General features: G+C 62.1%; 12 protein-coding genes and 1 pseudogene. 3 read left to right on the top strand and 10 right to left on the bottom strand.

Annotated features, from left to right (window positions below; translation table 11 throughout):
* Positions 1–21 precede the first annotated feature (21 nt).
* A complete protein-coding gene (locus JOF46_RS14485; RefSeq protein WP_209908191.1) occupies positions 22–624 on the top strand; it encodes a helix-turn-helix domain-containing protein in 603 nt (200 codons plus the stop codon).
* 83 nt (positions 625–707) lie between these two features.
* Complete coding sequence (locus tag JOF46_RS14490; protein ID WP_209908193.1) at positions 708–1,517, top strand: ScoMcrA-related endonuclease; 810 nt, start codon at positions 708–710, stop codon at positions 1,515–1,517.
* Positions 1,518–1,550: 33 nt separating this feature from the next.
* Here the strand turns inward: JOF46_RS14490 and JOF46_RS14495 are convergent, their stop codons facing one another.
* The 9 genes and pseudogenes from JOF46_RS14495 to JOF46_RS14530 all read right to left on the bottom strand — a co-directional run bounded on the left by JOF46_RS14495 (position 1,551) and on the right by JOF46_RS14530 (position 11,902).
* A complete protein-coding gene (locus tag JOF46_RS14495; RefSeq protein WP_209908195.1) occupies positions 1,551–2,003 on the bottom strand; it encodes an ABC transporter ATP-binding protein in 453 nt (150 codons plus the stop codon).
* A gap of 1,072 nt (positions 2,004–3,075) precedes the next feature.
* A pseudogene (locus tag JOF46_RS22310) lies at positions 3,076–3,650 on the bottom strand (transposase family protein); the annotation flags it as partial.
* Positions 3,651–4,061: 411 nt separating this feature from the next.
* Complete coding sequence (nrdF, locus tag JOF46_RS14500) at positions 4,062–5,042, bottom strand: class 1b ribonucleoside-diphosphate reductase subunit beta (RefSeq protein ID WP_209908197.1); 981 nt, start codon at positions 5,040–5,042, stop codon at positions 4,062–4,064.
* A 131-nt stretch (positions 5,043–5,173) separates the two neighbouring features.
* The gene (gene nrdE, locus JOF46_RS14505) at positions 5,174–7,315 is read right to left on the bottom strand and encodes a class 1b ribonucleoside-diphosphate reductase subunit alpha (protein ID WP_181578206.1); all 2,142 of its coding nucleotides are present in this window, start codon (positions 7,313–7,315) and stop codon (positions 5,174–5,176) included.
* Complete coding sequence (nrdI, locus tag JOF46_RS14510) at positions 7,312–7,794, bottom strand: class Ib ribonucleoside-diphosphate reductase assembly flavoprotein NrdI (RefSeq protein ID WP_209908199.1); 483 nt, start codon at positions 7,792–7,794, stop codon at positions 7,312–7,314. Before nrdI ends, nrdE begins: the two co-directional genes overlap by 4 nt.
* A 50-nt stretch (positions 7,795–7,844) precedes the next feature.
* Entirely contained in the window at positions 7,845–8,090 is a 246-nt protein-coding gene (gene nrdH / locus JOF46_RS14515) for a glutaredoxin-like protein NrdH (RefSeq protein ID WP_071216467.1), read from the bottom strand.
* 829 nt (positions 8,091–8,919) lie between these two features.
* Positions 8,920–9,846, bottom strand: a complete 927-nt coding sequence (locus JOF46_RS14520) for a bifunctional hydroxymethylpyrimidine kinase/phosphomethylpyrimidine kinase (protein WP_209908201.1) — start codon at positions 9,844–9,846, stop codon at positions 8,920–8,922.
* Positions 9,847–9,858: 12 nt separating this feature from the next.
* Entirely contained in the window at positions 9,859–10,674 is an 816-nt protein-coding gene (locus JOF46_RS14525) for a YggS family pyridoxal phosphate-dependent enzyme (RefSeq protein ID WP_209908203.1), read from the bottom strand.
* A gap of 103 nt (positions 10,675–10,777) precedes the next feature.
* Positions 10,778–11,902 (bottom strand): flavin-containing monooxygenase, encoded by a 1,125-nt coding sequence (locus tag JOF46_RS14530; RefSeq protein WP_209908206.1) that lies wholly within the window; start codon positions 11,900–11,902, stop codon positions 10,778–10,780.
* An 82-nt stretch (positions 11,903–11,984) separates the two neighbouring features.
* Here JOF46_RS14530 and JOF46_RS14535 point away from each other — a divergent pair, with 82 nt between their 5' ends.
* Entirely contained in the window at positions 11,985–12,614 is a 630-nt protein-coding gene (locus tag JOF46_RS14535; RefSeq protein WP_209908208.1) for a TetR/AcrR family transcriptional regulator, read from the top strand.
* A gap of 91 nt (positions 12,615–12,705) precedes the next feature.
* On the opposite strand, the gene JOF46_RS14540 is transcribed toward JOF46_RS14535, so the two are convergent.
* Positions 12,706–13,056 (bottom strand): zinc ribbon domain-containing protein YjdM, encoded by a 351-nt coding sequence (locus tag JOF46_RS14540; RefSeq protein WP_209908211.1) that lies wholly within the window; start codon positions 13,054–13,056, stop codon positions 12,706–12,708.
* Between the last annotated feature and the right edge of the window lie 243 nt (positions 13,057–13,299).

Below are 13,299 nucleotides of genomic sequence, written 5' to 3' on the forward strand. Positions count from 1 at the left end.
CTGTTATGGCAAAATGGGAGCATGGAACAAGACGTCGAGCGCACGCTGGCCCAGGTTGGTTCCCGGCTGCGCAGCCTGCGCACGGGCAACGGATACACCCTGCAGGAACTCTCCGCGCAAACCGGGATCTCGGTGAGCACCCTCTCGCGGCTGGAATCGGGCCAGCGACGGCCCACACTCGAGCAGCTGCTGCCGCTGGCGCGTGCCCACGGAGTGCCGCTGGACGACCTGGTTGGCGCTCCGGCCACCGGGGATCCGCGCATCCACATCAAGCCGATCACCCACCATGGCATGACCATCCTGCCCTTGAGCCGCGGGTCGGGCGGCGGGCTGCAGGCCTTCAAGCACCTGATCCCCGCCGGCCGACCGGCAGCCGACCCCGAGTTGCAGACCCATGAGGGCTACGAATGGCTCTATGTCCTCAAGGGCAGGCTTCGGCTGCGGCTGGGAGAGCACGACCTGGTCCTGCCCGCCGGCGAGGCCGCGGAATTCGACACGCACACCCCGCACTGGTTTGGACGGGCGGACAACAACGCGGTGGAGTTCCTCAGCCTCTTCGGGCCTCAGGGAGAACGCATGCACGTGCGTGCCCGGCCGGCGAAGAGGCCCTCCGCATCCACCTGAGCTTCCCAGACCGAAACCGCCAGCCCTTGCACGCCTCCCAACCCAATGCTTAGCTTGAAACAGCCTCGGGAAGAAGGAACCTCATGAAGCGGATTTCATTGGCAATCTCCGCATTCGGCATCGAAGCGGCTCTCACGGAAGCGCGCGGGCTGGGCCGCCGGGCGTTTGGCGACAAGTACGGGTTCCCTTCCGCCTCGCCAATGACCCTCATCTTGGATGACCGCCATCTCGACGTGCCGGCTCTCTTGGCTTCGGCCCACGCCCACAGCGAATCCGACCTGCATTTTTCCCATGGGGACTTCGTCGACAATCCCGAGGCCCCGGCCATCCTCGCCCGCTTTGAACAGAGTTCGTTTGATGCCACCAACCTGAAGGAACTCGTGGCACGCACCACCCCGTCCGGCAATTTTGCCGCAGACGGGGGAAGCACCCGCTATTGGTGGGTCAACCAGGGCCGCCACTTCCGTGAAACGGCCGCGGGCCATCACTTGTGGGCGGCAAATGAACGCGCGGACGGCCACCGCGGCCACAAGGACTGGCGCGCGTTGGAGGAGATGCTCCCCGGTGATGTGGTCTTCCATCATGCAAACGGCGCACTGCGCGAGCTCTCCCGGGTCGCCAAGGCTGCCGTTCCTGCGCCCAGGCCCACCGAACGGGGCCCGAACACGGGCCCGAACACGGGCCACGACGAGGGCCTTCTGGTAGTCGTCGCTGCCCTGGTGCGGGACATCGAGATCGATTTGCCTCTGCTGCAATCCTTCATCCAACCTGGCCAGGCTCCGTTCAACAGGGGAAGCAGGCCAGGCGGCGCATATGCCGCGGAAATGGAGCCGGAATTGGCAGCACCCCTGGCAACTATCCTGGCTTACGGGGACAGCGGGGAAAACATCTAGCCATCTCCGCCCCTTGATCCCGTGGTGAACGGATCATTCGGGCTCCGGCGGGGCACCATCGCTTCCACTGAGCACATCGACCGCACCCTTCCCGTCGAGTGGAAAACGGCAGGCGGTCAAATGCGGCACGGTGCCGACAGCCGTGGCAGCGGCGGTTGCAGCCGCCAGCTCCGCTGCCGGCAACGTAACCGATCCTCCCCCAGGCTGCAGCGGCGGGACCACCCGCGCGTAGATCTCCTGCGCCATGGGACACCTGGTGCGGAAGCCGCAGCCGCTGGGCGGATCCATGGCCGAGGGCAGCTCGCCGCGCACCCCCAGCTTGGCCTTGCTGCGTTGCACCACAGGATCCGGGGTGGGGATGGTGTCGATCAAACCGCGGGTGTAGTGGTGGTGCGGGTGGGAGTAGATCTCCGCGGCGGGGCCCAGCACCTCAACCACCCGGCCCAGGTACATCATGACGATGACGTCTGAAGGGTAGCGGACCACCGACAGGTCATGGCGTCATCTGGGCATATTTGCCATCAACTGGAATGAGTAGCGAATCCCGATCGCCGCCGGCGGTAATGACACAGAATGCAGGTCGGCTTTGATGAGGCAGTCAGCGTCCAGCTCGACGAGACTTTCCGTAGGTAGCGACTTCCGTTCAGATCTTCCCCAAACGCTTCCAGCTGCGGACCACCAAAAGCGTTGGCAGTCCGGACGCATGAAGGGCCGGCTCCATTCAGAGCCGGCCCTTCATGCGTTAATCCGACCCATTTTGAAGGCCTCGTAGCCCGTATCCTGGAAGCCGCGGCTAGGTGTGGCCTAACGACAGCACGTGCGTAAGAAGACAAGTGCGGACAGTCTAACGACAACTAGCTTGAAAACTCACAGCATGTGAGATTCCACGGTACCTGGCAATTTTCCAGCTACTTGTCACCCCGAATCGCGGGGTTTCTGCGGAACGAGAATGCTCCGGAATTTCCAAACTAGTTGGCAACTTTTCTGGAATGGTGGCCCCCGAAGCGCTCCTCTCGTCGTTCATGAACATGCCGTAGACGCCTGATTGCAAAGCTTGACTCTTTTCCCGATTCGTTTTGCCGAGGGAGGTTCCGCGCATGGGTCAATTCTGGCTTGATTGGGCTGCGCTGCGACCGAAGACCACGAAAAAATCTAATCGACTGTGCACCGAGGTTCGAAATATCCTAGAGAGTTAGGAAGAGTCCGAACCTAGACTGAAGATTTCCTGCGCATCTTGCAATCCTTCAAAAAGCGGCATGAAATACAGGACGCTTCAGTTTGTCCTAAAGTAGGGTTCATGACTATCCGGGTGAACGATGGGGGCAACCTCTACACAATGAATGACTGTTACAGTTGCGACTACGAGGGGCCTCACTACTCTTCATTTGTTGTTGGCGGGAGGCCCTTTTTTCAGTGTGCGCGGTGCATGGGACCGGTCAGCGATACTTCGCCGATCCCATCCACATGGTTGCCCGGAACTCCGGGGTAGGTACGTCCGAAGGAACTGTCCAGCAGTTGATGCCGCTGTCATTCCAAAAGTGGGATCACATGCAAGTGGGCTGTTCTCGTGGCGTGCGTAGGCCAAGGTCCCCACGTCGTAGCGGGTGGCATCGTCGATGAGCTGGTAGATCGTTTTGGTCTTTCCGTTGGGCAGCCGGTATTCGAAGGCGTCGAGCTGCCACAGGGACATGGCGGTGGACCGGACGAAGGGAACGTAGGAGGATTTGGGCCGCTTCCTGGGTGAGGCGTCGACCTGCCCGACGCTGGCGAGCAACCGGTCGATATGGTTGCCACCGAGGGCACCTTGCCGCCGGGGAAGCCGTCCTGGAGGGCTGCGTCGTAGTGGATCGAGCGCGGGCCGTAATCCCAACCATCCGTCTCGAGCCGTTTGCGGATCTTGACCACCTCGTTGATGACCTCGGGGCCATACTGCCTGGACGGCTGCTTCGGGGCACGGGACCTGGGATGCAAGGCGGCGGTGGATTCGCTGGCTGCGCGGGTGCGTATCTTGTAGAACACGCTGCGGGAGACCATGACCGACCTGCAGAACTCGGTCACGTTCAAGGCATGCGGCTGGGTCGGATCGTAGTTGATGATTGCGGCTCGGGCCTGGGGAGAAAGGGCGTTTGTCATGGCACCGAGCCTGTCACCGCCACCTGCCAACACAGTGTGCACGACGTGTTGAGACTTGGTGTCTCCGATGTCATGAGATCGTGTGTCCACGATGTTTTGAGGCAGGACACACGAAGCCTTGAGACTACCTGCCCACGAAGAGACGAGGTCTGGTGTCCACGATGTTGCGAGGTTACACACCGGATCGACCCGCATCCGCTACCCAATGCCTCGTCTATACAGCCCAGCCGCTGGGCCCACGGGCTCCTTAATATCCAGCTAGGTGAACGAAGAGCCCAGCTCCATTTTCGGAGCTGGGCTCTTTCTATATCTCGCGATTCTCGACGAAACGGATACTGGCTTTGGCCAACTATCTTGGAAACTCACACCGGAGCTGCTTACTTCCCGCAGTGGCCTGTTTCAGAAGAGGGCCTAGAAGTCCCAGTCCTCGTCTTCGGTGTTCACGGCCTTGCCGATCACGTAGGAGGATCCGGATCCGGAGAAGAAGTCGTGGTTCTCATCCGAGTTCGGGCTCAGCGCCGAAAGGATTGCCGGGTTAACATCGGTAACCGATGCCGGGAACATGGCCTCGTAGCCCAGGTTCATCAGCGCCTTGTTGGCGTTGTAGTGCAGGAACTTCTTGACGTCCTCCGCCAAGCCGACACTGTCGTAAAGATCGTGCGTGTACTGGACCTCGTTCTCGTACAGCTCAAAGAGCAGCTCGAAGGTGTAGTCCTTCAGCTCCTGCTTGCGCTCTTCGGTGACGCCCTCGAGCTCAAGACCCTTCTGGAACTTGTAACCGATGTAGTAGCCGTGCACGGCCTCGTCGCGGATGATCAGGCGAATCATGTCGGCGGTGTTGGTGAGCTTGGCACGTGAGGACCAGTACATCGGCAGGTAGAAGCCCGAATAGAAGAGGAACGATTCGAGCAGCGTCGAGGCGATCTTGCGCTTGAGCGGATCCTCGCCGTAGTAGTAGCCCTCAATGATCTGGGCCTTCTTCTGCAGGTTTACGTTCTCCGTGGACCAGCGGAATGCCTCGTCGATTTCCTTGGTGGAGGCCAAGGTCGAGAAGATCGAGGAGTAGCTCTTGGCGTGAACCGATTCCATGAAGGCAATGTTGGTGTACACGGCTTCTTCGTGCGGGGTCAGGGCGTCCGGGATCAGCGAGACGGCGCCAACGGTGCCCTGCAGGGTGTCCAACAGGGTCAGGCCGGTGAAGACGCGCATGGTCAGCAGCTTCTCCGCCTCGGTCAACGTTCCCCACGACTGGACATCGTTGGACAGCGGAATCTTCTCCGGCAGCCAGAAGTTGTTGACCAAGCGGTTCCAAACCTCGACGTCCTTGTCATCCTGGATGCGGTTCCAGTTGATCGCTTCGACGTGGCTGGCCAGCTTTAGCTTCTCAGTCATTTCCGTCCCTCTTCTTACTAAAGTTTTTGGGTTTTGCGGGTGCGCGTACGACGGCGGGTGGGCACCCGCCGTCGTACGCATTCGATTGTCAGGTTATCGCTACCTTGCAACCTGTGGTGAATCGGCGGCTCCTAGAGCGCGCAGGAAACGCAGCCCTCGACCTCGGTGCCTTCGAGGGCCATCTGGCGCAGGCGGATGTAGTAGAGCGTCTTGATGCCCTTCTTCCATGCGTAGATCTGCGCCTTGTTGATGTCGCGGGTCGTGGCGGTGTCCTTGAAGAACAGCGTCAGGGACAGGCCCTGGTCCACGTGCTGCGTGGCAACGGCGTAGGTGTCGATGACCTTTTCGTAGCCGATTTCGTACGCATCCTGGTAGAACTCCAGGTTGTCGTTGGTCAGGTAGGGAGCCGGGTAGTACACGCGCCCGATCTTGCCTTCCTTGCGGATCTCGATCTTCGCGGCCACCGGGTGGATCGAGGAGGTCGAGTTGTTGATGTAGGAGATCGACCCGGTCGGCGGAACGGCCTGCAGGTTCTGGTTGTAGATGCCGTGCTCCATGACGGAGGCCTTCAGCGCACGCCAGTCGTCCTGTGTCGGGATGTCGATCCCGGCAAAGAGTTCACGCACGCGCTCGGTGGTCGGGACCCATTCGGCCTCGGTGTACTTGTCGAAGTACTCGCCGGTGGCGTACTTCGAGTCGGCGAAGCCCTCGAAGGCCTCGTTCTTCTCGATGGCCAGCAGGTTTGAGGCACGCAGCGCGTGGAACACGACGGTGTAGAAGTAGATGTTGGTGAAGTCCAACCCTTCTTCCGAGCCGTAGTGGACGCGTTCGCGGGCCAGGTAGCCGTGCAGGTTCATCTGCCCCAGGCCGATGGCATGGGTCTTGGCGTTGCCCTGGGCAATCGAGGGAACCGAGTTGATGTACGACATGTCGGAGACGGCCGAAAGCGCGCGGATGGCGGTTTCGATCGAGGCACCGAGGTTCTTGCCGTCCATCGCCTTGGCGATGTTCATCGACCCGAGGTTGCAGGAAATGTCCTTGCCAACGGTGTCGTAGCTCAGGTCTTCGTTGTACTCCGAGGCGGTCGAAACCTGCAGGATCTCCGAGCACAGGTTGCTCATCGAGATCTTGCCCTTGATCGGGTTGGCGCGGTTTACGGTGTCCTCGAACATGATGTACGGGTAGCCGGACTCGAACTGGATCTCTGCCAGTGTCTGGAAGAACTCGCGAGCATTGATCTTGGTCTTCTTGATGCGGGCATCGTCGACCATCTCGTAGTACTTCTCGGTGACAAAGATGTCGCTGAACGGAACGCCGTAGACCCGCTGGACGTCGTAAGGCGAGAACAGGTACATGTCCTCGTTCTTGCGGGCAAGGTCGAAGGTGATGTCCGGAACCACGACGCCCAGCGACAGGGTCTTGATGCGGATCTTCTCATCGGCGTTCTCGCGCTTGGTGTCGAGGAAGCGCAGGATGTCCGGGTGGTGGGCGTTGAGGTAAACGGCACCGGCACCCTGGCGTGCGCCAAGCTGGTTGGCGTAGGAGAAGCTGTCTTCGAGGAGCTTCATCACGGGGATGACGCCGGAGGACTGGTTCTCGATTTGCTTGATCGGGGCGCCGTGTTCGCGGACGTTGGTCAGCGACAGTGCAACACCGCCGCCGCGCTTGGAAAGTTGCAGCGAGGAGTTGATGCCACGGGAGATCGATTCCATGTTGTCTTCGATGCGAAGCAGGAAGCAGGAAACGAGCTCACCGCGCTGGGCCTTGCCGGCGTTCAGGAACGTCGGGGTCGCCGGCTGGAAGCGTCCTTCGATGATCTCGTCGACCAGGGCGATGGCAACCTTCTCGTCGCCGCGGGCCAGGTGCAAGGCAACCATGCAGACACGGTCCTCGTAGCGTTCGAGGTAGCGCTTGCCGTCAAAGGTCTTCAAGGTGTACGAGGTGTAGAACTTGAAGGCGCCCAGGAAGGTCTCGAAGCGGAACTTCTTGGCGTAGGCGCCTCGGTAGAGGTCGCGGATGAAGTTCATCGTGTACTGGTCGAGCGTCTCGCGCTCGTAGTACTCGTGCTTGACCAGGTACTCGAGCTTCTCGTCGAGGTCGTGGAAGAACACGGTGTTGTTGTTCACGTGCTCCAAGAAGTACTGACGTGCTGCGGCACGGTCTGCCTCGAACTGGATGCGTCCGTCGGAACCGTAAAGGTTCAACATGGCGTTCAACTCGTGGTAACCCAGGCCCTGGAAAGCTGCGGGCAATTCCTTAGAATCCTGCTTCATTTCAGGTTCTGCGACTTTCGTGTCCAAAAGACTTCCAATCCTTCGCGAACTCGGGTCACATCTTCTGGAGTGCCCATCAGTTCAAATTTGTATAGAAGCGGAACATTGCATTTGGCTGCGATCTTGATCGCGGCCAAGCAATAGGTGGTTCCAAAGTTGGTGTTTCCGGCACCTATTACGCCTCGTAACAGGTTTCGGTTGCGTACATCGTTGAGGAACTTTACGACCTGCGGCGGGATCGAACGTTCTCCCTTTTCGCCACCGTAGGTGGGAAGCAAGAGCACGAACGGCTCGTTTGCCACAAGGTGTGGATCGCGGTTCATCAACGGAATGCGAGAGCATTCCAGACCAAGTTTCCCCATGAACCGGTGTGTATAACCGGAAGCCGAGGAGAAATAGATCAAGTTGCTGTTGGTAAGTACCTCCGCCGGCACGGCGTGATCATGCATTGGTGGTGTGGCCAACGCTGAACTAGGCATTTTTTGATCGCCTCGTAATTACTCGAATCGGTAAGGCTGGGCGTGGCTGGTTAGGCTACGGACGAAGCCATTTCCTGGGCCAGCGCGTCGATCTTGTCCGGGCGGAAGCCCGACCAATGGTCGGCGTCAGTGATGACAACAGGTGCCTGCATGTAGCCCAAGGCACGAACGCGCTCCAGTGCTGCGGGATCCTGCGAAATGTCAACGCTCTGGTAAACGATGCCCTTCTTGTCAAGAGCTCGGTAGGTTGCGTTGCACTGTACGCATGCTGGCTTCGTGTAAACCGTGACGGTCATGTCCGTAAATCCCCTCGTGCAAAAATCTGTGTATGTGATGTGGCTGGTTCCCTATGCGCGCTCCCCGTGGGAGTGTTGCATACGGACATTGTGTCCCGGCGGCTACGAAGCCTTCGGGGCGGAGATTCGTACATTTCTCCGTATTCCGGAAGTTCGCGCACTAGGCCTCACCAGCTAATTCAATACTACATCTAGTGGGGCCTCGAGGGTTAGACCCCAACATGATGTATTACACCCCTGTCATTCAACTCACCGGCAGTCCACAAGCACTGTGGATAAACATCCCTCGTTAAACCGCGTGAATCCAACGAAATCGAAAATCTATCCACACCCTGTGGAGCAATCGACCAGGGATTAAAGAGTTGGCGTGTCGTTCGGCACGGCGTGTCGATCCTTGGCCGCTGAACCACAAGATATGGCGTGGACGATTGAACGTTAGCACTACGGGTAGTGCCCCGGCTGGCCCGACACCGCACTTTCCCCCACAAAAGGTGCACCTCGGCTTGCGCGGCCCAAGCCGGAGGCAAAAGCCAACCCCGACCACGGCCGCCCGACGGGACAGTACCCACCCCGGGCGACTGCCCGACGAACTTGCCACCACCTTCGATCGGCCACGAATGCGGTTCCTCTGGGACCATCAGGCTCGGACGACCTTTCGCGCGGTTCAGCGCCCGGATCGTCAACGGCGTGACGATCCGGGGGTTGAGGGCAGGTAGGCGTTTCATCGAGATTGGTTTGCCCTTGGCACTTCACCGGCGGATCAATCCGTCACCAGGAAAGGCACAGTGAGCGGCAGCTCACATAGGGGTTGCTCCAGCAGAAGGCAAAACTACGCCGTCGGGGGCCTCGTCGAAAAATACGGGTCCCCGCCGGCAAGCGCCCTGGCGGTGGCGCGCGCTGCGTCGGCAATCGCGTCTTCGAGGCCACACCCGTTCAGCAGGGCCCCCACGGTTGTGCCCAGGAAGAAGTCCCCCGCACCCTTGGCCCGGCTTTCAACCAGTGGTGTCTCAACCAATCTTGTGCCCGCATCCGTGACCAGCAGCGTGTCCACGGTGGCAGCACCGGTGCCGGAGGAGGGTGCGGCGCCGGTGCCGGAGGAGGGTGCGGCGCCGGTGCCGGAGGAGGGTGCGGCGCTGGTGCCGGAGGAGGGTGCGGCGCCGGTGCCGGAGGAGGGTGCGGCGCTGGTGATTGCAACCCATCTGAGCGTTGGGGTCAGCAGCGACCGCGCCCTTTCTTCCGCCGAGTGGCCGTCGTGCCCCTCGGTGAGCAATCCAAGCTCAAAGTTGTTGGGCGTGACCGCGCTGGCCAACGGCATCAAATGCCTGATGTAGCCCTCCACGACCTCGGGGGCCGTGTAAAGGCCCACGTCGTCATCACCCATGGCCGGATCCACTACCAGCTGGATGCCCGGGTTGCTTCCGCGCACCCTGGAAAACCATTCGCCGATGATTCGTGCCTGGCCCGGATGCGCCAGGTACCCGACACAGACGAATCTTGCTTCCCCGAGGACCGCACGCGCCAGAAGGTCATCAAGGATCCCGCCCAGCCAGCCGTCGTCCAGCGCTCCCCCGGCCAGCGAGTGGTAGTGGGGCAGGTTGCTGAACATGACGGTCGGGATGCAGATGACCCGGTGCCCGGCTCGTTCAATCACCCTGCCGATCACATTGTTCCCCACCGAGCCGAAGGCCAGTTGGGAGCTGATGACGACGGCGGCAACCGGGCGTTGGTCCAATTCGTAGGGCAGGTCCGGGCTCATGGGACTGGCGGCCTACTGCGCGGCGGGCTTGGGCGTGGCGGGCTTCTCTCCGGCGAACCCGGGCCAGTAGTGGCTGTCGGGCAATGCCCGTGCACCGAAGATGCCCTGGCCCACGCGGACGACGGTGGCGCCTTCCTGGATGGCGAGTTCGAAATCGCCGCTCATGCCCATGGACAGCTCTTCGATCTCCATGCCTTCCGGTGCGCTCTCGCGCAGCATGTCGCGCAGCTCCCGCAGGCGCACGAAGCATGCCCGCACCGCTTCCTTGTCGTCGCTGAACAGGGCCAGGGTCATCAGGCCCTTGACGTGGAGCCGGTCAAATTGCGGGAGCTGGTCGACGAATTCCTGCACCTCGGCCGGCGGGAGCCCGAACTTGCTTTCCTCGTTGGAGGTATTGACCTGGACGAAAACATCGAGCTGGCGGTCCTCGGCCTCGAGTCGGCGTTGCAGGGCCGCGGCCTGGCGGATGTTGTCCAGCGCCTGGAACTCGTCGGCAAATTTCGCCACGAACTTCGCCTTGTTGGTCTGCAGGTTGCCAATGACCGAGAACTTCAAACCCGGGATGTCGGCAAGGTTCTCGGCCTTGCGCGCGGCCTCCTGGACCTTGTTCTCTCCCAGGAAATCCATTCCCGCCGCAACGGCCAGGCGCAAACGGTCCTCGGGCACGGTCTTGCTGACCGGCAGCAGGCGGATCGAGGCCGGATCGCGTCCCGCGTTGCGCGCGGCGGCATCGATGCGGGCCTTGATGGAGGCGAGGTTGTGCTTGAAATCCTCGATGGAGCTGGCGTGGGCTGCGGCAGGTTCGGGGGTGTTCACGGGCAATGTCATGGCGGGGGCAGAGTCTTTCACGATGAGGAACTTCGGATGCTTCAACGCAGGGCCCAAGCGGGTCGATGCGCCACCGCCAACATAGCACGACGATACTGGGCCCCTAGTCACGATCGGGTGCAAGTTCATTGGCGCCATGCTCGGAAGCGTGCGGCGAGGCAGTTGCCCCATGGTGCGGCATCCGGCGCGCCAGGTGGCGGGCATCGCGTCCCGCGCCACCGATGATCCCGGACGTCAGCCCGTACTGGAACGGGAGGCCCAGGAACCCCAGCCCGGGGACCCGGGTGCTGATCCCCCGGTGGTGGAAGGGATAGCCCGCCTCGTCCACTTCCAGGCCGTGGATCCAGGAGAAGTCGGGCCGGTACCCTGTCGCCCAGATGATCGTGGAGGCCTCGATTACCGCCCCGTCTTGCGCCACCATCACACCGTCGCGCACTTCGGCGATCTTTCCGGCGCGGATGACACCGGCGGAGTCGACGTCGTCCGCCGTCAGCCCGATCAGTGGTGCACCGTGGGCGAGGAATCCCTTGGCGACCTTGCGTCCGGCCGGCGTCCGACGCGTCAGGATGCGGTGGACCAGCAGCCAGTACAGCGCCGGCGCGAAATGGATGAGGGCGTCGGGCACATGGGCGGTGGGCTTCCCGCACAGCGTGACCTGCCTACTGGCGGCCAGCTCGCAGGCGATCTGGGCCCCCGAGGTGCCGAATCCCACCACGGCAACCGGGCCTTCGGGAAGCATCTGCGGGTTCCGGTACCCGCTCGAATGCAGCTGGGTCGTGGCGGCGGAAACCCGGGCGGCAAATGCCGGGATCTTCGGCGCCTGGTGGACGCCCGTGGCCACGACCACGCGGTCCGCGGTGAAGATCCCGTCGGTGGTGTGCACCGTGAATCCCCCGGCTGCGCCGATGTCCATGCCCGTGACCGTGGTCGAGGAATGGATCGGCATGCCAAAGGCCTCGGCGTATGACTCCAGGTAGTCGGCGACGGCGCCCGCGGCCGGAAGCACCGAGCGCCTTGCCGGGAACCGGCGTCCGGGCAGCCCGTCGTGTGCGGCGGGCGTGAAGAGTTGCAGGGAGTCCCAGCGTGATCGCCAGCTGCTGCCCGGTGCCGGCCCGGAATCCAGCACGATAAGGTCCTCGCCTGATTTCCCCAGCTGGTGGGCCATGGACAACCCGCAGTGGCCGGCTCCCACGATGATCGTGCGGTGGTTGTTGGTCTGGCCTTGCATGGTGGACTCCTCGTTCCGCGCGTAGCGACCCCCCCTATTCATTAGAGTACGCTTCCAGTCAGTGGAGCGCTATTCTTTTGTCATGGAATCCACCCCGCGGCCCAAGCCCAACCGCCGGGCGCAGCAGAGCGCCGAGACGAGTAGGTTGATCATTTCGACGGCACGCCGACTCTTCATGGAGCGGGGCTTCGTCCCCACCACCGTCGAGAAGCTGGCACGAGAGTGCGGGGTCGCGGTCCAGACCATCTACAACTCGGTCGGCAACAAGACGCAGATCCTGTCCCGGATCATCGACCAGGCAGCCTCGGGAGAACGCGCGCCGGCGTCCCCGCTTGAGTTCCTCGCCGCCGAGCTGGAGCGCACCACCACGCCCGACGACGTTGCCACGGTCCTCTCGGCGTGGTTTGCCGATGTCAACGGGCGCATGGCCCCGGTCTACAAGGTCCTCAGTGAGGCCGCGGCGGTGGATCCCGCGGCGGCCAGCTTGCAGCGGGCCCGCGATGCCCAGCGCTTTGAGCGCTACCTGGCGACCCCGGGCCTGCTGCGGGATCGGGGCGGACTGCAACGCGGACAGGATGATGAGGATGTCGCGGCACTCATCTGGAATACGGGGCATCCCGAGACCTACCGCTTCCTGGTCGCCGGGCGCGGCTGGTCATCGGAGCGCTACGAACGCTGGTGCCATGCGACACTGGCTGGCGCATTTTCCTGAGGGACCCGCAATCGCCTCGACCGCGGGCACGACAAGGCGCCGCCCTCCCCTTGGGGGAAGGACGGCGCCGGGAGTCTGCATCCGGGTGCTGCTAGACCTTCTTGACGACGGAGGATTTCAGGTGCATCGGCCCGAAGCCGTCGACCTTGCACGAGATGTCGTGGCCGTCGATGGGGTCGACCAGGCGGATGTTGCGCACCTTGGTGCCGACCTTGATGGACTGGGCCTGGCCCTTGACCTTCAGGTCCTTGACCACCGAGACGGTGTCGCCGTCCGCCAGCACGTTGCCGACCGAGTCCTTGATGACTGTTTCCTGCGGCTCCTCGACGGTTTCCGCTTCGGCGGTCCACTCATGGGCACACTCGGGGCACACCAGCAGGGCGCCCATTTCGTAGGTGTAGGGACTTGAACACTGTGGGCACGATGGCAAAACGTCACTCATGGCACCCATTCTAGGCGGCGGGTACAAATCGGTGGTGCCACCGGCCGGAACCACCGTCGAGGCCGGATCGCTATGCCCCATGGAACGCAAGACCGTTGCCGCCCGGACCGACCAACGCTCGCGCACCGCTCCGGGCCCTGGCCGGTCCCCCAATGAAAGGCCACGGTGTCTTCACCAACGGACCACGAGCGGTCCAAGGACGAGGCGTACGGTCGCATGCCAAAGCCCACGGTGCTCGACGGA

Source organism: Paeniglutamicibacter psychrophenolicus, from assembly GCF_017876575.1.
GTDB lineage: Bacteria > Actinomycetota > Actinomycetes > Actinomycetales > Micrococcaceae > Paeniglutamicibacter > Paeniglutamicibacter psychrophenolicus.